This is a genomic window from Vibrio sp. 3-2(1), assembly GCF_963887575.1.
In the GTDB taxonomy this organism is placed as follows: domain Bacteria; phylum Pseudomonadota; class Gammaproteobacteria; order Enterobacterales; family Vibrionaceae; genus Vibrio; species Vibrio anguillarum.
Genome location: NZ_CAWPGB010000033.1, coordinates 63,890 through 83,311, shown reverse-complemented (window position 1 = coordinate 83,311; position 19,422 = coordinate 63,890). Strand labels below are relative to the sequence as shown.

The window sequence follows — 19,422 nt, the reverse complement described above, 5'->3', positions numbered from 1 at the left end:
CGATACATTTACGTATCAGAATGATAGAGCGTGAGCTCTCAGCAACATAGATAAGCCACAATATCTTAGCCGCTGAAAAAACAAACGCCCATTCGAAGAATGGGCACACTTCCCCATAATGCTAGTGATTTTCTTGTTGGTTAGCAACCTGCTCATGAGTGGGAAGTCGAATAAACCAAGTGATCAGGACCACAAGCATAGTAAACAACATAATTTTGAGCCAAAAGTGTGGGACAACCCAGATGGAAAAAATAAAGCTTAGAATAATCCACAAACATCCCCGTTGTTTCACTTGCCGCGAAACAGCGCCATGTTGCTGCCAATTATCCAGTATTGGGCCTAGCGTCTGATGTTGATGCAACCAAGCATGAAAACGAGGGCTACTTCGTAAGAAGCAAGCGCTAGCAAGGAGTATGAAAGGGGTTGTGGGGAGTAGCGGTAAGAATATGCCTATCACGCCTAACAGAAGGCAGAGCCCACCAGCCACCGTAAGAAGAAAATGACGAATATTGATGGTGAACTCCCAACGTACTATCCAACTCAGAAAGTTGAATAACCATTAAACACACGGATCCAAGTCAGTATTGCTGGCAATGTAGGGATCGAAAGTACGGCAATAAAGCCTAAAAAATAAAAAATGTTGTAAGGTTCTTTAAAATTCTGCTCTTCCATCATAACTTCTCTAGTGTTGGATGACTCCGTTCGTTTTGGCACCATAAACAAAGTTAATGTAACGTAAACGAATTGGGTGATTGTTGTTCTAGACGCGAACTATACCTCAAACAAATCACCGCAAACACCGACTAAATATAAGGTTATTAACTGCTGCCACCTTGGTAAATATTGAGTTTGAAACTACTCGAACCTAAGCGATTAGTTGATAGCTGACAAGTTGAGTTGATCGGTAAATCTTTAGTGATAAAGTTTTTTAAACAGTTCTGCCCAAGGCTAACACCCGCAGCAATATGTTGAGTTAAGTAGCCATTTGACCATTGACTGTCGAGCCCAGCTGGCAGGATAGAGAGTGTACCTTCGCTTAAATCCGCAATACCGAATACTGCGTTGATTGGATTAGCACACTCTGAGCATTCAATACCTTTTTCCAGTATGTCGGCAAGGTCTTTCAGATCGGCACTGAAGCTTTTTAAGTTGCGAAGATAATCGTGAAACAGAGCACGAACGAGCAATGTTGAAGCCACACTATTTTCATAATGAGCATCTGAATCGACCAAGTAAAAGGCAAACTGCCCGTTCATCAACCACGCATAGTCAAATACCAGCGGCATCACATCCGCCGATTGTAAAAGACGGTAACTACACTTCCAACTGCCTTGTGAAGTATCCTTTTCTGGTAATAACGCGTGCAGCAAATCTTTCGCAGTACTAGGGTTTTCTCGTAAATACTCCAGATGCCAATGCAACTCTTGCTCTTCTGGAATATCACCACCATCGTCAACCCGGAACCACTGCGTCGAAAAATCGCGCTGATCAGATAAACGACTGAACGTATCTTCGAGCGTACTTTCTATTGCACTGCTTAAATACTGGTGGTTACCAATCGGTTTAGGAAGAAAATCCTTAACACCAAATCGCAGCACTTTTGCAACATCAGCCATTTCATCAGTTGCAGAGACCACAATCAGTGGCAGCGAGGGATACTCAAGGCTCACCTCTTCAACAAACTCAATGCCGTTCAGTACTGGCATTGCTAAGTCACACACAACAAGGTCAGGCTCCGCATCTTTTAACTTGCGCAACCCCTCTAAGCCATTTTCAGCTTCAAGCACTTTATAGCCTTGAGCCGACAAATAACCACTGGTTATTCGCCTAAAAATTGGGTCATCATCAACGAGCATGATCAGTTTTTGCTCGACATGCTGATTGTCTGAAGGTTTTTTCGCCAAGAACTCACTAGCCTGAATGTGAGATTTATACATAATCCTGCCTCACAATGCTTTTAAAAAGCAGTTATTTTATTGTTATAGGATAAATTGATAGGTTACTTTATAAAGTAGTCGCAAAATAAGATTTATACAAATGTTCCACTTTGTAACTCGGTTGCATACTATATATATGGGCTATGTATGGATTGTACGGAATGTTACTTTCGTCAAACAAGTTGATATGACTCAAGATTTGACAAATGATATACGTATAAATTACTCAAATTCGAAAAATAATGTGTCAGGAACAATGAAATTAGATGACCTAAACCTCTTTCGACTGGTTGTCGAAAATGGAAGCTATACCGCAACTTCTCGTAAAACAATGATCCCCGTTGCGACCATTACCCGACGCATTCAAGCATTGGAAGATTCTCTGAATCTTAGATTGTTGAATCGCCATGCTCGAAAACTTTCGCTGACTGAAGCGGGTGAACGTTTTTTTCAAGAGTGCTCACCGTTGCTGCATCGCTTAGCTGCAACAGCAGAAGAGCTCACCGATGAATGTCGTGGCGCTTCAGGCAAACTAAGAATATCGTCACCATCTAATGTCACGAAACGCATGATGATGCCTATCTTCAATGCCTTCATGATGCAGTACCCAGATATCAACATAGAATTGACCACCAGCAATCAGGCCGATCAACTCGACCCAACCGAATGGGATGTCATTTTTAGAGTTGGACCTCAACGAGACTCCAGTTTGATTGCGCGAAAAATTAATGAAGTGAAAGATGTGTTAGTCGCAAGCCCAGGGTATTTAGCGAAACACCCTGCACCAACTCATGCCGAAGAGCTCAGTAATCATTCATTATTGAAGGGATATCCTCTAGTAAAATGGCAGTTGACCAACAATAAAGGGGAATGCGTGGTCAATTGTGATACTGGTCGTTTTCAGGCCAACGCTTTAAACGTAGTGCGCAGCGCTTGCTCTGAGGGGCTGGGTATCACCTTAATGCCAGATGTAATGATTAAAGAATTTATCGAAGAAGGCAGCTTAGTCAGAGTACTGGAAGACTGGGTTTCCAACCCTCGTGATATTTATATGCTGTATAACCACAAGGATCATCTACCTGAAAAAGTCAGGCTATTTATTGATTTTGTGATTGCCTATCACATCCACTAGATTTTAGGCCCAGCATTGCTGGGCCATGAGTTATCGCAGCGGCAGATAGTCAATAAACTCGCTATAGAAACTCAATAAATTTACTCAAATCACGTTCAGGCACTTTCATTGGCGTGCACCCTGCAGTTCCTAGGTATAAGAAACCAACGATTTGATCATCGCCCTTAGCACCTAATGCTTGCCGAACGTGAGAGTGGAACATCCAGCTTCCCGAACGCCAGAAACCTTGAAAACCTTGGGCTACCGCAGCCATTTGCATCGCTTGTACTGCGCATCCCGCAGAGAGATGCTGTTCAATCGCTGGCACCTTTTCATGCTCCGTAACTTTCGCGATCACTGTGATTACCATGGGTGCTCGAAACGGTGCATTTTTCGCTTTTTCTATCTCTGCATCACTGCCGTTATCCGCTCGCACAGCAGACGCCAAAATACCCGACAACTTTTGCAAACCCGCTCCCTGAGCAATCACGAAACGCCAAGGGGTTAAACCGCCATGATCGGGCGCTCGCAAGCCTGCTCTAATAATATTTTCCAAGACCAGACCTTCAGGTGCAGGCGATGTGAGATTGGCGATTGAACGACGGTTAAGCAGCAACTCTAGTGCATCCATTTCGATTCCTTATTGATGATTTTCCATAATCTTATACCAAACTGAGAATAACTCGCATAAAGAGATGACCTCATTGGCTATAAATGAAAAAAAGCGAGGATATTCCCTCGCCTAATTTAAGCAAACATATGGATGAAAACAGCCGAGATGACTACGGATAAAAACGTGCTTCAACCCCAGCTCGAGTCAGTAGCCCATCACAAGGAGCGAATTTATCGCCATACTTCTCAGCATGTTGATTCATCATTTCCACTAATTTCTTGATACCAATTTGGTCTATGTAACGGAATGGGCCGCCCAAAAACGGCGGGAAACCGATACCGAAAATCGCACCAATATCGCCATCTCGCGCACAACGAATTACGCCCTCATCCAAACAACGTACGGCTTCATTCAGCATAAGTAGCACGCAACGCAGCGCGATCTCCTTATCACTCTGCTTGGCATCTGGCGTGATTTTCAGCAATTTATAGATAGATTTGTCGATTTCTTTTTTCTTACCTTTATAGGTATAGAATCCCTTACCACTTTTACGCCCTTTGCGGTTGTCATTGAGCAGCAAATCAAATACGTCTGGTCCTTGAAAACGTGGGCCGAGTTCTTGCACTAGAATTGGCATGATTTTCGAGCCAACATCAATGCCCACTTCGTCCAATAACGTGATAGGGCCGACTGGGAAACCGAAATCGAGTAAAGCCGTATCTATCTTTTCAATCGACTCACCCGCCATCAGGATCTGCGCTGCTTCATTCATGTAAGGTGCAAGGATACGGTTAACATAAAAACCAGCGCAATCTTTGACCACAATCGGCGTTTTGCCCTGTTTTTTCGCCAAGGCCACTACTGTGGCTATCGTCTCTTGCGATGTGGTTTGATGAGGGATTACTTCCACCAGAGGCATTTTTTCAACAGGACTGAAATAGTGCAACCCAATCACATTCTCTGGACGCGCCGCCTTCGCTGCAATTTTCTGGATTGGAAGCGAAGAAGTATTCGTCGCAAAAATGGTGCTGGTTTTGGCATTCGCTTCAACATCAGCCACCATTTGCTGCTTAAGCGTGAGATCTTCAAATACCGCTTCAATGACAACATCGATATGCTGATAGCTGGTAAAATCAATCCCGCCAGACAATTGCGCCATTTTTGTTTGCATCTGCGCTTTGGATAAAATGCGACGCTTGCGCTGTTTATCGAATAATTTGTAGTTGTAATTGAGCGCGTTTAATACCCCATCATTCGAAACATCTTTGATTCGTACGGGAACCTTGGCTTTTGCAACGCTAACATGGCTGATCCCTGCCCCCATTAAACCACCGCCCAATACGCCGATACGTTTCACGGTTTGAGGTTTTGCGTCGCTGCCCGTCTCTTTTTTCATTTCTGTGGTGGCAAAGAAAATCGAGCGCAGTGCTTTGGATTCCGAGCTCATCACCAAATCACCAAATCGCTTCGCTTCAAGCTCTAACCCGGCTTTAAAACCACGATCTAAACCGTGGCGGATCACCTCTAAAATCGCGTCTGCAGCTGGGTAATTACCTCGTGTTTTTTGCTTAGTCTTTTTAGCGGCCTGATCAAAAATTAATTTGCGACCAAGCTGCGTATGAGAAATTAATTTCTCTTTGGCTGACGTATTGGCCTGATGACGTTTTTTCCCAGAATTATCGAGCACATACTTCTTGGCCACATCCAGCAAGATAGTCTCTGCTACGCAAGCATCAATAACACCCAGCTGTTTTGCTTTTTTTGCTCGCAGCTGTTTACCCGTCAAAATCAAATCAAGAGAAGGTAACAAACCAATCAAACGCGGCAACCGCTGCGTTCCACCGGAGCCTGGTAGCAAGCCTAATTGCACTTCGGGCAAACCCAAACGCGTGATATCCGCGTCGCTGCACACCCGGTAGTGACAAGCCAGCGCCAGCTCTAAACCACCACCTAAGCATGGGCCATGAATCGCGGCAACCACTGGGAATGGCAAATCCGATAAGGTTTGAAACATCTCCTGACCTTGCTTGGCCAAGGCTTGTGCTTCGCTGGCCGATTGGCAAGCGTTCAGCATACGGACATCCGCTCCAGCAATGAAATTATCTGGCTTAAGCGAGTGAATCACCATCCCCTTTAGGCTGGTTTTTTGAGCCTCCAAGGTCGCAAAAACCTCTTGCATCTCTTGGGCAAACGCCGCTTGTAGCGTATTCATTTTTTCGCCGGGAACATCAATCGCCAGCCACGCAATATTTTGTTCATCAATTGTTAAATGAAAAGCTCTCTCTGTGCTCATTATTCAACCTCCAAAATCATTGCCGCGCCCAAACCACCCGCTGCACAAGCGGTATTCAGCCCTAAACCACCACCACGTCGTTTTAGTTCACGCAGTGTTTGTGTGATCATGCGCGCACCCGTCGCCGCAAAGGGGTGACCATACGCAATAGAACCACCTAGCACATTAAATTTATCCATATCAATTTCGCCAATCGCTTTTGCTCGACCAAGATGTTCCTGTGCAAACTTATCACTGGCGAACATTTTCATATTAGAGAGGGTTTGCGCGGCAAACGCTTCATGCATGTCAATCAATGTGAGATCGGAAAGCTCAATACCTGCACGTTGTAAGGCTAACGGTGTCGCATAAGACGGCCCCATTAACATATCGTGTTCAACACCAATCGCTGAAAAAGCGTAAGAACGGATATAGCCCATAATCTCCAAACCAAGCTCTTTAGCACGGCCTTCACGCATTAATAGAATAGCGGCAGCGCCATCGGTTAGTGGTGTGCTGTTGGCGGCCGTCACGCTACCATATTGCCTATCAAACGCTGGACGTAACTTGGCATAACCTTCCAGAGTCGAGTCATGACGAATATTGTTATCTTCAGCGATCCACTTTTTATAGGGCTCTGGGAATGCCGTCATGACTTCGCCTTGGATTTTGCCCTCTTTCCAAGCTTGTGAAGCTAGAGAGTGAGAACGATGTGCCAAAGCATCTTGATCCAGTCGGCTTATGTGATGAGATTTTGCCATCTGCTCAGCCGTTTGCCCCATCGAAAGGCCCGTTGAATATTCAGCGACCGCGGGGGGGACTGGCATTAAATCTTTAAAAGATAATGATTTTAAGATGCTGAGTTTCTGAGCAACGGTTTTGGTTTTACTTAAAGCGAGTAAGCTAGCGGCTAATTTTTTAGACACTCCAATCGGCAAAACGGAAGACGAATCGGCACCACCAGCCATACCAATATCAATCGTGCCAGCCATTATGCTTTCAGCCACATTCACCGCCGCCTGAAAACTGGTAGCGCACGCTCGTGTGACGCTGTACGCATCGGTATGGATGCTCATTCCTGTCCCTAAAACGATCTCACGCGCGATGTTTGGTGCCTCAGGCATTTGCACGACTTGTCCAAAGACGAGTTGTTCGATCAATTTAGGATCGAGTTCCGTTCGCGCAAGCAGTTCACTCACCACCATCTTGCCTAAATCGACTGCAGGAACTTGACTAAATTCGGTACTTTGACGCGCAAAAGGGGTACGCAACCCCGCGACGATAGCCACACGCTCACCAGAGCGCGTTTTGACTTCCTGTTTGCCCATTGTTTCTCCTTAGAATAGAGGTCTGACCTGGCACATTGTAACGAGGTTGTTAAAACAATCAAACAAGTGTTTAAATAAACGTGATATTCGCACCGAATCGAAGAAAGTAATGTAGGGAGAGGAGATGGATAACCACTTAATCTTTAAATGAATAATGGAGTTATACCCAAACAACTTGGAGTTGCAGGTAGGCGGCAAGTGAGTGAGTCCCAATGAGCATAGGCAAACTATGTGATTGGGGTGAACGAACGTAGCCAACACCGCTGCTGCTTCAAGTAGGAAGGGTATATAAGCAAAAAAAAACCACACAATAATGTGTGGTCGGAATATATAAAGCAATTAACTTACGCCAATTGAAATAATCAGTTTCCTGATTAGGAGAAAGTAAAGTCAGCCTTCAAAAGGAAGTGTCATCTTGCTCAACATGTTAGTCGCAATGACTAACGAGATGACAAGGTGTACTATAGCCACTTCGTGCTATGAGATTTTGAAGTAGATCAATTTTATATTGATTTATTCCATACTATGAAATTAAAAAGCCGTCGACGCTTGAATTGATGTTACCGAACAACTTGAACGGATCGAAAGCGAACGAATACGCAAAGCGTTCATCGCAAGACGACCATAAAATGGCCTAAACAAAGAAGAAATCACAGAGCAAACGGAGACTCATGTGTCGATAATAACCATGTTTGGAAAGAAAAAGTCCAGCAGCCCGGTCAATAGTAATATTGACAGACAGAGAAAATATGAAACGCTTGTGCGTGCTTATCACCGAGATCTTTTTCGTTATGCCTATTGGCTATGTAAAGATAAAAGCATTGCTGAAGATTTAGTCCAAGAAACCTGCTTGAGGGCTTGGAAATCTCTCGATAGTTTGCTCGACGAGAAAGCGGCCAAATCGTGGCTTATAACTATTCTTCGTCGTGAGAACGCGCGCCGCTTTGAGCGCAAGCAGTTTGAGTTGGTCGATATTGATGACTACAGCGGTGACGTAAAAGTCAACGATGATCCTCATCATCAACAAGAGTGGTTGCAGGCACAGATAATGAAGCTGGATATTGAATACCGCGAACCTCTTTTCCTACAAGTCATTGGGGGTTTTAGTGGTGATGAAATTGGCGAGATCCTCGAACTCAATAAGAACACGGTCATGACTCGTCTGTTTCGAGCTCGTAATCAATTAAAAGAACAATTGGATTCATCAGAAGCGTATAAGGGGCAGCAAAATGGATGAATTAGAATTTCGCCGCCGAGTTATGTCCGATCCAAAACAGCATGACCAAGAGATTATCCAAGCGGCATCCACTAGTGATACTAATCGTCAGTTCCTAGAGGACATATTGAGCTTAGATGCAACGATTGCTACTGCAATGAATGTAGACGTGCCTGACGATCTCGCAGACCGTATTCTATTTAGTCAGACCACAATGGCAAGCAATGTCATCCGCCCTACTTTTGCCAAGCAAGCGATGACATTGGCTGCATCGATTGCTTTTGTGTTTGGTTTATTGGTTGGCCAAATCAATTGGCGAAATGTGCTCATTCCACCGGCGCAGGCAAGCCTAATGGACACCGCCATCAAACACGTCATTGATGAAGAAGGCTTTGTCAACCAACTGGATGAACAAGTGAATTCAACGCAGATCAACGCCAAAATGCTGCCATTCGCTTATCAGTTAAGCAGTAACTTCCCTTACCACGTTTATTACCTAAACCACTGTGGTTTTGGCAAGGCAAACGCTCTGCACATGGTTTTTCAAGGTGAAAGCGGGAAAGTGACGCTCTTTTTCACAGGCATTGCCAGTGAACAAGCCGTGAACTTTAATGAGCAAGGCATGGCAGGAATCATCGAACCCGTCGGTGATGCTAGCCTGATCCTTGTCGGTGAAAATGGCGAAGATGTCACGAACATCGCTAAAAAACTAATGCCTATGCTAAAACCTTCCCATTAAAACCATTCCTGGCCTGTATATAATGCAGGCCAGGTTCCCTAGACAAAAGTAGAGCTTAAACTCTATAAATAAGCATTTTCCGCCTTTTTCCTGCCAAATAGACATCATTTCTGCAATTTTATCATTCAATTAGACAATGGTCGGATTTCTATCTTCTATACTTGCCTCTAGTATCAGCCACCAATTGAGCATTTGCTCAAAAACAACGTCCATTAGAGGCGATGAAATCAAAAAGGAAAAGCACCATGAACAAGACGCGTCTGTTTAAAAAATCGTTACTTGCCGTAACGGTAGCTCTCGCTTCACAACAAGCACTGGCAGCGGGCTTTCAGCTCAATGCACAATCTGCGACTGGCCTAGGTCGTGCATTTGCTGGTGATGCTGTTATTGCCGATAACGCATCGGTGATGGCTCGTAACCCTGCCGCAATGGCGTTGTTTGATGAAACCTCACTCTCTTTGGGCTTTGTATCGATCACATCGAAAATAAAAGTTAAAGATGCAAAATATTCAGCGATTACAGCACCTGGCTCATCTTTTGATTCAAATTATGATGATGCGGGTGACACTTCTATTGCACCGAATATTCACTTAATTGTGCCAGTCAATGATCAATTTGCATGGGGTATTAATGCCTATTCAAACTTCGGTACAAAAACTGAGTTTGATAGCTCCTTTGTTGGCGCTGAATACGGCGGCTTAACTGATGTGAAAAGTGCAAACTTTGGTTTATCAGGTTCTTACCGTTTAAATGAACAATGGAGTCTAGGTTTAGGTTTAGATTTGATTTATGGTCAAGGAAAACTCGAACGAAGAACAAGTCAATACCTAGGTAGCTCTACAGCGTTAGAAGCTGATGCCGATGGTTGGGCATTAGGCTTTAACTTAGGCACTGTTTATGAGCTGGATGAACATAACCGCTTTGGTTTTTCTTACCGTTATAGCCCAGACTTAGAAGCTGATGGAGATGTCAATTATTCTCGTTCAGGAAAAGGTAAAGTTGATGACACTCTCATTATGCCACTTCCTGATATGGCTGAATTCTCAGGCTTCCACCGCTTAAATGAACAGTTTGCCGTGCATTATAGCGTTCAATGGATTGGCTGGGCTGAGTTTGACAAGCTAGAAGCTAAAACAAGCGGGGTATTGAACGAGTATAAATGGCAAAATGGTATGCATTACTCGATTGGTGGTACTTACTACTTAAACCAAGATTGGACACTGCGTGCTGGCTACATGTATGACACCAGTGCTCAAGATCAAAAAACATCCGTTTCAGTTCCTGATTCAGATCGTAACTGGCTGTCGGCTGGCTTTACTTACCATTTAGACCAACACTCAAACATTGATTTTGGTTTCACGTATTTAATGGGCAAAGACGTTCAGGTTAACGAATCCACACCTCACCCAACATTACCAGTAGAGCTGTCTTCTATTTCAGCAACGACCCACGCAGATGCAATCCTAGTCGGCTTACAATATAGCCGCAGCTTCTAAGCGCAACGTTTATTAGCATAGCGTCAATAAAGGGCTGGTTTTCCAGCCCTTTTTAATGCTTGTAATATCATCTCCTCGCCTAATTCAGCTAACAACTGTACCTTTTTGGCCTTAAACCACACTACAAGTGTTCGCCAAAAATCAGAAACACTTTTGCAACAAGCAGAGTATTACGCTTATAATTAAATCTTTAATAGATTTTAATTTCAAAAACAACAAATTCACTGCTTTATATTTTTAAAGCATTAGCTCTAACCTTAAAATCCCCACACCGAATTCAAATATTTCAGCGAACATTATAATGAAATCAAATAAAACTCTTCTTTCACTTGCAGTGGCATGTGGACTATTCAGCGTATCAAACGCATCTCAAGCCGCCGGTTTCCAATTGGCAGAATACTCTGCAACAGGCCTTGGGCGTGCTTACGCCGGTGAAGCGGCTATGGCTGATAACGCCAGTGCACAATGGCGTAACCCTGCCATGCTGACTTATTTGAAAGGTACGCAAATTTCTGTTGGTGCAATTTACGTTAACCCGAATGTTGATGTGAATGGCACCGTGAGCCACTCATTACTTGGCACAACGCAAGCAAGCGCAAAAGACTTCGCTCATGATGCGGTTATTCCTAATTTTTACTTATCTCATCAGTTGAATGAACAACTAGTGCTGGGCTTTGCGCTAGGAACAAACTATGGGATGGAAACCGAACTGGGTAATGATTTTGCTGCCTCACACTTTGGCAATCAAGCAAGCGTTATTACTAAAGAAGCGAATCTCAATGTCGCTTATCAAGTAACCACTGAATTTAGTATTGGTGGTGGCGTACGCTATGTGATCGGAGAAGGCCATTTTGGTGCCACCGCTCCAGCAAAAAATGCACTGACTCTTCCGCAAGGTACAACCCTAAAATATATGGAAGGCGAAGATAACTCTTGGGGATGGCAAGTCGGTACAGCTTGGCAGATCAATGAAACAAACCGTATTGGCGCAAGCTATAAATCCGAAGTGATGATGGATTTTGATGGGCACGCTAAAGGCATTACTTACGGTGCTTACAAACCTGGGATGATGTCTGTTGCCTTGCCCGCCACAGCAGAGCTTGCTAGTTACCATCAATTAAATGAGAAACTGGCACTGCATGCCAGCGTGAACTGGACAGATTGGAGCTCATTCAAGGAACTGACTGCCGTATTCCCAGAGAAATCAGATCTGATCAAATCAGAAAACTGGGAAGATAACTACCGCTTTGCCTTAGGTGCGACTTACCAATACGACGCTAAAATCGCTCTGCGTACAGGTATTGCGTATGACACATCAGCAGTGGACGATAAAAACCGCACAGCAACAATCCCAGAGACTGACCGAACTTGGCTTAGTATCGGTGCAAGTTACGTTGCCACACCACAGCTAACACTTGACGCTGGCTTTACCTATATTTTTGCAAAAGATGCCACCATCAACGAACCGAGAGATGCCTCTGATGCCACTTCAGCACAAATTGGTGGTGCATTTAATGGTGAAGTAACGGGCAATGTTTGGCTTATCGGTGTACAAGCCAATTACCGCTTCTAATATCCAGTCAAATATTCAAGGCCAGAGCATTGCTCTGGCTTTTTTATTCCTTGTAATTTCGATGGTTTTTGCTGCCGAGTAGTTGAGCTATGATAGCGGCAACGCTATTAATGAACAGGATTGAGCATGTCGACTGAAGAAATTAAAAATGAACGCCATAAAGCGAGACAACAGAAAGTAAAAGAGCAAGTCGATGCACGAATTGCCGCGGCTCAGCAAGAGAAAGGGTTGTTATTGATCATTACCGGCAATGGTAAAGGGAAATCCACCTCAGGTTTTGGCACCATTGCGCGCGCTGTCGGCCACGGTTTGAAATGTTCGGTAGCTCAGTTCATTAAAGGAACCTGGGAAAACGGTGAACGTAATCTGCTTGAAAAACTGGGCGTCGAATTTCAAGTCATGGCGACGGGCTTTACTTGGGAAACACAAAACAAAGAAGCCGATACCGCAGCGGCGCAAGGGGTTTGGCAAGAATGCAAACGCATGCTTAAAGATGAGTCGATTGATGTGGTGTTGTTTGATGAGCTGACCTACATGGTGAGCTATGGCTATATCGAATTAGACGAAGTGATTGAAGCCTTAACAACACGGCCAACAATGCAGTCGGTGGTGATCACGGGCCGAGGAGCACACCGCAGCTTGATTGAAATCGCCGATACGGTGTCGGAAGTCAAAAATGTGAAACACGCCTTTGAGTCGGGCATCAAAGCACGAAAAGGCATCGACTGGTGATAAAAAAGCCTCCTCTAAATCGAGGAGGCTTGATCAATCATAATCAAATCAACCCAGTAAATTACTTAAAAAGACTTTTTAATAAGCCATCAACCGCTTTCTTGGTTTTCTCGTCTTTTATCTCAACGCCGAGCTTTTCCAAGCCACGGTCAATCTCTTTTTCCGCTTTTTGTCTTAACACATCATCAAAAACCAATTTGAATTTAGGATCGCTCCATTGCCCTGAGATGTTGATAGGAATCGTGACGTCTCGCAACTCATCAATGTCTTTGCCACCTTGCCCCTCTAGCGTTCCCACCACAGAAGTGCTCACCAAAAAATCAACCGTTTGTTGCAGATAATTCGCTTTACCCTCACCACGAATACGCAACAGTGGTGATTGCATGGCGAGGTTATTGGTGGTGACTTCCCCTTTGTTCAATTTCAGCGTAGCGGTCATGGCGCTAAAATCGGTTTTCTTCACTGGGTCGTCATCAACTTTGTTACCTTTAATTTTGGCGTAATTGCTACGGATAAGGTGAGCAACGTTAATACCATTGACTGCACCATCGGCAAAGTTGATGTTCACGGTTCCGACAAGGTTTTGTTGAATGCCCGTTGGCGTCAAACTGCGCCCTTTTACGTCCACATCGATGTTACCCGTGCCTTGTAACATCTCATTATTGAGTACATCTTTTAATAGCGGCAGCACCTGTACTCCCTTAACGCTTTTTTTAGCGCTATAAGTGGCAGGTACTTTGGTTGCATCCAGTTGAGCGGTCGCCTGAATAGTACCTTGGTAAAGGTTGGCACTGAATGAGGTTAAATTCACGATTCCACGATCGACGCTAAAGCTGGTTTGCACATTCTGTAATCGAGCATTATTAGCTTTGAACTTGTCTATGGTGACCTTGCCTTGCACATCCAACGTTTTTAATGCACTGAGATCCGGTTCCACTTCAGCGCTCACCGTAGCAGGCGCTGCTGACGTTGAGCCTGACGATGCCTTACTTTCACTCACGGCACTGCTTGCCGTTGCTGGATTCGCAAGCCCTAAAAATTCATCCAAATCGATATTTGGGCTATGCATATTGAAGCGGATTTTAGGGATCTCAGCCAACGTCACTTTGACATCACCATCAAATTCTAATGCATTTGCGGTTAATTTACTGAGTAGGACATCCAGTTGGTTTTTAGAGAGATCAAAACGAATGTTCGAAGTTAAACCGATCTGCATGGGGCTTTGTGGCAAACTGGTTCCTTCTAGATTAGTATCCAGCACCAACGTATCAATCTTCACCAAGCTCATGGCTTTATCGAGAGTCAGTTGCGCACTCCCCTTCACATCAAGTTTTAAATCCGCTACCTTTCCTTTCACGCTGAATGACAGCGCATTCTTCTTATCAAACTCGAACGTGGCTAATTCAATCTTCGCAGAATCAATCTGGTTTGATGGATCACTAAAGCTCGCATCAAGCACAACGTTCTTCAGCGCATAATCCTTGAAACCAGCGGCTAATTTGAATTCAGCTCGCCCTTCTGCGGCAAAGTTTTGTTGGTTATTTTTACCTTTGGCGGCAAAAGTTGCTGACGTCCATTTGTCCACCGCAAACTCTGAAAGATTGACCGCCACGTCATACAGCTTGGTATGTGTACCGGCTTTGCGGTCTTGTATTTCCAGTAATGCGTTTTCGACGCTAACGCCCGCTAAGTTAATCGTCCACTCTTGAACAGGGTTGCTCGCATTGACGCTGCTTGTCTCTTCTTGTGCTGGTTTTGTTTCGTTTACGGCGGAAGAGGCGGCTGGTTGAGGCGCGGCTTGAGTTAAGCTATCTAAGTTTGAACGGCCATCTTTAAGGGTTTCAAGATGGAACTCAGCACCATTTAGGCGGATATTGCCAATTTCCAGTTGCTTATCCAGCAATGGCATCACCGAAATTTCAATGCCAACTTGATCGACTTTAAACAGGTTTGGAGCGCTGAAACCTTGTGGGTTTCTGAGTTCAGTTTGGCCCAGCTCAAAGCCAAGCGAAGGGAAGAAACTCCAACTGATATCTCCTTCAATGACTAAGTCCAACCCCGTTTTCTGTTTGGCTTGTTCTACAATCAAGGGCTTAAATTGGTTAGGATTGACCAACAGGACAAGTGCGAGCGCGGCAGCGATTAACGCACCGATAATAATGGCAATGAAAAGAAACAGTTTTTTCATCAGCTTTTTCCTTGCTTAATTAGAAAAAGAAAGTGGCACCTAAAGTGCCACTTGTCTGCTTAAAAATAAAGACCACAAAAGTTAAGATTTCAACAATTTCGCGATGTGGGCTTTTAATACATCAATGGCGATACGGTTTTTACCGCCACGAGGAACGATAATGTCCGCGTACTGTTTTGACGGTTCGATAAACTGCATAAACATAGGGCGAACCGTTTTTTGGTATTGCTTCAATACCGAATCCATGGTGCGGCCACGCTCTTCTACATCACGCTTCACTCGGCGTAATAAACAGATATCAAGCGGAGTGTCCATAAATACGGTCGCATGCATTAAGTCACGTAAACGTGGGTCTGTCAGCAGTAAAATACCTTCTAAAATAATCACTTTCTTGGGTGTTAATAGCGTTGTATTCGCGGTGCGAGTATGCTCAGTGTAGCTGTACTCTGGCACTTCAACCGCTTCGCCACGGGTTAATTGTTCTAAATGTTGGCAAAGTAGATCATGGTCAAGTGCATTCGGGTGGTCGTAGTTTGTCTTAACGCGCTCTTCCATACTGAGATGGCTTTGGTCGTTGTAATAGCAATCTTCCGTAATCACACCAATTTGGTGGTCGCCTACTTTGGCACGAAGTTCGTTATAAATCGTGCTCGCAATCAGGCTTTTTCCAGAAGCTGAAGCGCCAGCAATACCTACGATGACGCATTGATTATTCTCAGACATTATTTTTGCACCCGGTGATGGTTTGGTGATGAAAATAGATAAACTGCCCGATTATAGGGACTTCAACCACCTGATACCAGTCTCGATTTAGACTTTGGAAGAGGTTTGAATAACAAACTACCAAGCAAACGTTTTCGTCGTATTTCAGAAGAGATCACCACAGTGCTACTTTCATAGCACTGTGGACCAACACTAGTCTACCAATGTAAAACTGATTGCATCTGGCTTAGGCTTTCCTTGCCAATATAGGCTTGAACAGACTCGTTCCGCCAGTTGAAGATAACGCTGTGTATGCTCACTTTCTGGTTGAGCAACCACGGTAGGACGACCTTGGTCGATGTCTTCACGCAGGGCAATGTGCAGAGGAATTTGTGCAAGCAGCGCCAACCCATATTCACAGGCCAGTTTCTGCGCGCCACCGACACCAAAGATATGCTCTTTCTCTCCACAATGACTGCAGATGTGATAGCTCATATTTTCAATAAGCCCGATAACCGGAACGTCGACTTTTTCGAACATGGCCGCCCCTTTGCGCGCATCCGCTAGCGCCAGATCTTGCGGAGTGGTGACGATCACCGCGCCCGTTACCGGAATTTGTTGTGACAAGGTGAGTTGAATATCACCAGTCCCCGGTGGCATGTCGATGACCAGATAATCCACATCTGGCCACTCGGTTTCATTGAGCAGTTGCGCCAGTGCTTTCGATGCCATCGGCCCGCGCCAAATCGCCGCTTCAGATTTATCAACCAGATAGCCAATCGAATGACTGAAAATGCCAAATGCCTCAACTGGCTGCATCCACTTATTATCACGCACATCTGGCTTTGCTTCTTGCTTGCCAAGCATCATCGGCACTGAAGGGCCATAAATATCCGCATCCAACAAGCCAACTTTCGCCCCAGATTGAGCAATGGCTAGAGCAAGATTGGCGGCGGTGGTTGATTTGCCGACGCCCCCTTTGGCTGAAGTCACCGCAATAATATTTTTAACACCATTAACACTATGAGCGACCGTCGTCGCTAGCGCTTTCGGCGCAATGATTATCTCAACACTGAATGGAGCAAGCGCATCGGTTTGCTGCTTGGAGACGACCCATTCGGAAAGCTCATCCAGCAGATTTTTAGCGGCAAATGGAATATGAACCGTCAAACGTCCCGCTGTTGTAACCGAAACCCAATGAGGTTGGTTTGCCCACCCCGCAATAAGATGAGGGTGTTCAAATTGGTTTAACCAATCGCAAAAATCTTGTTTAGATGTGAACGGCTGCATAGCTTCTCCTTTTTGCTCATGCTATCACTCTCTATTGTCAGACTGAACCCCAAAAAAGTTGCGGGATTCCTTAGGCTCACGCCTTGGAGTCGCTCGCTGCATAAGGTAGTATTGGTCTCTATTTTTCATACCTATCAAAAAAGCGAATATTAAGTATGGCGACTGACCCAAGAAACGTTTCTTCAAGGAAACTGCTGGTAACTTGTGCCCTTCCGTACGCTAACGGTTCGATCCACCTTGGTCATATGCTTGAGCATATCCAAGCTGACATTTGGGTTCGTTACCAACGCCTACGCGGCAACACTGTAAACTTCATCTGTGCAGACGATGCTCACGGCACGCCAATTATGCTTAAAGCACAACAGATGGGTATTACACCTGAAGAGATGATCGCCGCAGTAAGTGAAGAGCACCAAAAAGATTTTGCAGGTTTTGATATCAGCTTTGACAATTATCACAGCACTCACAGCGAAGAGAACCGCGAGCTGGCTTCTCACATTTATCTTGAGCTGAAAAAAAATGGCTTCATTTCAAGCCGCACCATTTCTCAGCTGTTTGACCCAGAAAAAGAGATGTTCTTGCCTGATCGCTTCGTGAAAGGCACTTGCCCAAAATGCAAGTCAGAAGATCAATACGGTGATAACTGCGATGCGTGTGGCGAAACCTATAGCCCAACAGAGCTTATCAACCCGAAATCGGCCGTTTCTGGCGCGACGCCAGTAATGAAGGATTCCGAGCATTTCTTCTTTGACCTTCCTCAATTTGAAAGCATGCTCAAAGAGTGGACTCGCTCTGGCTCGCTACAAACAGAAACCGCCAATAAAATGCAAGAGTGGTTCGAAGGCGGCCTGCAACAGTGGGATATTTCACGTGATGCGCCATACTTTGGCTTTGAAATCCCTGGCGAAAAGAACAAATTCTTCTACGTGTGGTTAGACGCACCTATCGGCTACATGGGTTCATTTAAAAACCTATGTAACAAACGCGATGACTTAGACTTTGACGAATACTGGAATAAAGACAGTAAAACCGAACTGTACCATTTCATCGGTAAGGATATTGTTTACTTCCACAGCCTATTCTGGCCAGCGATGCTTGATGGCAGTGGTTTCCGTAAGCCTAATAACGTCTTCGTGCACGGTTATGTCACAGTCAATGGCGCGAAGATGTCGAAGTCTAAAGGAACGTTTGTCAAAGCAAGCACTTACTTAAACCACCTAGACCCAGAATGCTTACGCTACTACTACGCCGCAAAACTCAATAGCCGTATCGACGATCTTGATTTGAACCTTGAGGATTTCACCCAACGTGTGAACGCCGATGTGGTCAATAAAATCGTCAACCTGGCATCGCGTAATGCAGGCTTCATCACCAAACGTTTTGAAAATCAGTTATCTGCAACCTTTGCCGAACCAGAGCTGTACGCAGAATTTGCCGCAGCAGCGGATCGCATTGCTGATCTTTACGAAAGCCGTGAATTTAACCGTGCCATTCGTGAAATCACCGCATTGGCGGACAAAGCGAACCAATACGTGGATGAAAAAGCGCCTTGGGTTGTGGCTAAACAAGAAGATCAAGAGCAAGAGCTACAAGACATTTGCTCAGTGGGCATCAACCTATTCCGCGTGTTAATGACTTACTTAAAACCTGTGATGCCAGCACTAGCGGCGCGCACCGAAGCATTCTTAAACCAAGAACTCACTTGGGAAGGTGTACAAACACCATTAACAAGCCATACGCTCACGCCATTCAAAGCGCTGTTTAATCGCATTGATCCGAAACACGTTGAAGCGATGATTGAAGCGTCTAAAGAAGAAGCGGCAGCAGAAAAAGCTGCGATTGAGAGCGCGCAACCAACCACAGTTGAAACTGAGCTAAGTAAAGACCCTATTGCAGCTGAAATCGAATTTGATGATTTTGCTAAAGTGGACTTACGCGTCGCTAAGATCATCGCTTGCGAAGCGGTGCCAAAAGCAGATAAATTGCTTAAATTCCAATTAGATATTGGTGGCGAAACTCGCCAAGTGTTTTCAGGTATTAAAGCCGCTTATTCACCCGAAGAGTTAGTAGGCAAGTACACTGTCATGGTAGCGAACCTCAAACCGCGTAAAATGAAGTTTGGTATGTCAGAAGGCATGATCTTAGCCGCAGGCCCTGGTGGCAGCGAGCTATGGATTCTTGAGCCACATGAAGGTGCTCAAGCTGGCATGCGCATCCTGTAATAC

General features: G+C 44.8%; 15 protein-coding genes. 7 read left to right on the top strand and 8 right to left on the bottom strand.

Annotation, left to right across the window (positions count from 1 at the left end; genetic code table 11):
- Nucleotides 1-121: 121 nt before the first annotated feature.
- Both AACQ79_RS11435 and AACQ79_RS11430 read right to left on the bottom strand, forming a co-directional pair.
- Nucleotides 122-487 carry a YbaN family protein gene (locus AACQ79_RS11435; protein WP_017044101.1) on the bottom strand — a complete coding sequence of 122 codons (366 nt, stop codon included), beginning with the start codon at nt 485-487 and terminating at the stop codon, nt 122-124.
- A gap of 331 nt (nt 488-818) precedes the next feature.
- A complete protein-coding gene (locus AACQ79_RS11430) occupies nt 819-1,937 on the bottom strand; it encodes a response regulator (protein ID WP_017044561.1) in 1,119 nt (372 codons plus the stop codon).
- Nucleotides 1,938-2,193: 256 nt separating this feature from the next.
- On the opposite strand from AACQ79_RS11430, the gene AACQ79_RS11425 reads away from it, so the two are divergent.
- Nucleotides 2,194-3,069, top strand: a complete 876-nt coding sequence (locus AACQ79_RS11425; protein ID WP_026027659.1) for a LysR family transcriptional regulator — start codon at nt 2,194-2,196, stop codon at nt 3,067-3,069.
- 61 nt (nt 3,070-3,130) lie between these two features.
- On the opposite strand, the gene AACQ79_RS11420 is transcribed toward AACQ79_RS11425, so the two are convergent.
- The 3 genes from AACQ79_RS11420 to fadI all read right to left on the bottom strand — a co-directional run bounded on the left by AACQ79_RS11420 (nt 3,131) and on the right by fadI (nt 7,261).
- On the bottom strand, nt 3,131-3,679 hold the full coding sequence (locus AACQ79_RS11420) for an NAD(P)H nitroreductase (protein ID WP_013857243.1): 549 nt from the start codon (nt 3,677-3,679) through the stop codon (nt 3,131-3,133).
- A gap of 151 nt (nt 3,680-3,830) precedes the next feature.
- Nucleotides 3,831-5,954, bottom strand: coding sequence for a fatty acid oxidation complex subunit alpha FadJ (fadJ, locus tag AACQ79_RS11415; RefSeq protein WP_017044103.1), 2,124 nt, complete (start codon nt 5,952-5,954; stop codon nt 3,831-3,833).
- Nucleotides 5,954-7,261 carry an acetyl-CoA C-acyltransferase FadI gene (fadI, locus tag AACQ79_RS11410; RefSeq protein ID WP_017044558.1) on the bottom strand — a complete coding sequence of 436 codons (1,308 nt, stop codon included), beginning with the start codon at nt 7,259-7,261 and terminating at the stop codon, nt 5,954-5,956. The genes fadJ and fadI overlap by 1 nt, the downstream gene beginning before the upstream one ends.
- A 688-nt stretch (nt 7,262-7,949) precedes the next feature.
- Between fadI and AACQ79_RS11405 the strand changes: the two genes are divergently transcribed.
- The 5 genes from AACQ79_RS11405 (at nt 7,950) to cobO (ending at nt 13,017) form a co-directional block, all read left to right on the top strand.
- Nucleotides 7,950-8,498 (top strand): sigma-70 family RNA polymerase sigma factor, encoded by a 549-nt coding sequence (locus AACQ79_RS11405; protein ID WP_088717986.1) that lies wholly within the window; start codon nt 7,950-7,952, stop codon nt 8,496-8,498.
- A complete protein-coding gene (locus tag AACQ79_RS11400) occupies nt 8,491-9,216 on the top strand; it encodes a DUF3379 domain-containing protein (protein ID WP_017044335.1) in 726 nt (241 codons plus the stop codon). Before AACQ79_RS11405 ends, AACQ79_RS11400 begins: the two co-directional genes overlap by 8 nt.
- Nucleotides 9,217-9,461: 245 nt before the next feature.
- Nucleotides 9,462-10,712 (top strand): outer membrane protein transport protein, encoded by a 1,251-nt coding sequence (locus tag AACQ79_RS11395; protein ID WP_170899111.1) that lies wholly within the window; start codon nt 9,462-9,464, stop codon nt 10,710-10,712.
- Nucleotides 10,713-11,013: 301 nt separating this feature from the next.
- On the top strand, nt 11,014-12,285 hold the full coding sequence (locus AACQ79_RS11390; RefSeq protein WP_094132908.1) for an outer membrane protein transport protein: 1,272 nt from the start codon (nt 11,014-11,016) through the stop codon (nt 12,283-12,285).
- Between the two features lie 126 nt (nt 12,286-12,411).
- The gene (gene cobO, locus AACQ79_RS11385) at nt 12,412-13,017 is read left to right on the top strand and encodes a cob(I)yrinic acid a,c-diamide adenosyltransferase (protein ID WP_026028813.1); all 606 of its coding nucleotides are present in this window, start codon (nt 12,412-12,414) and stop codon (nt 13,015-13,017) included.
- A gap of 61 nt (nt 13,018-13,078) precedes the next feature.
- Here cobO and AACQ79_RS11380 read toward each other — a convergent pair whose 3' ends face one another.
- The 3 genes from AACQ79_RS11380 to apbC all read right to left on the bottom strand — a co-directional run bounded on the left by AACQ79_RS11380 (nt 13,079) and on the right by apbC (nt 17,197).
- Nucleotides 13,079-15,205: an AsmA family protein gene (locus AACQ79_RS11380; RefSeq protein WP_170899110.1), complete on the bottom strand. Its 2,127-nt coding sequence runs from the start codon at nt 15,203-15,205 to the stop codon at nt 13,079-13,081.
- Nucleotides 15,206-15,286: 81 nt separating this feature from the next.
- On the bottom strand, nt 15,287-15,928 hold the full coding sequence (gene udk, locus AACQ79_RS11375) for a uridine kinase (protein WP_010320672.1): 642 nt from the start codon (nt 15,926-15,928) through the stop codon (nt 15,287-15,289).
- Between the two features lie 192 nt (nt 15,929-16,120).
- On the bottom strand, nt 16,121-17,197 hold the full coding sequence (apbC, locus tag AACQ79_RS11370) for an iron-sulfur cluster carrier protein ApbC (RefSeq protein WP_170899109.1): 1,077 nt from the start codon (nt 17,195-17,197) through the stop codon (nt 16,121-16,123).
- 155 nt (nt 17,198-17,352) lie between these two features.
- Here apbC and metG point away from each other — a divergent pair, with 155 nt between their 5' ends.
- Nucleotides 17,353-19,419, top strand: a complete 2,067-nt coding sequence (metG, locus tag AACQ79_RS11365) for a methionine--tRNA ligase (protein ID WP_170899108.1) — start codon at nt 17,353-17,355, stop codon at nt 19,417-19,419.
- The last annotated feature ends 3 nt before the right edge of the window (nt 19,420-19,422 follow it).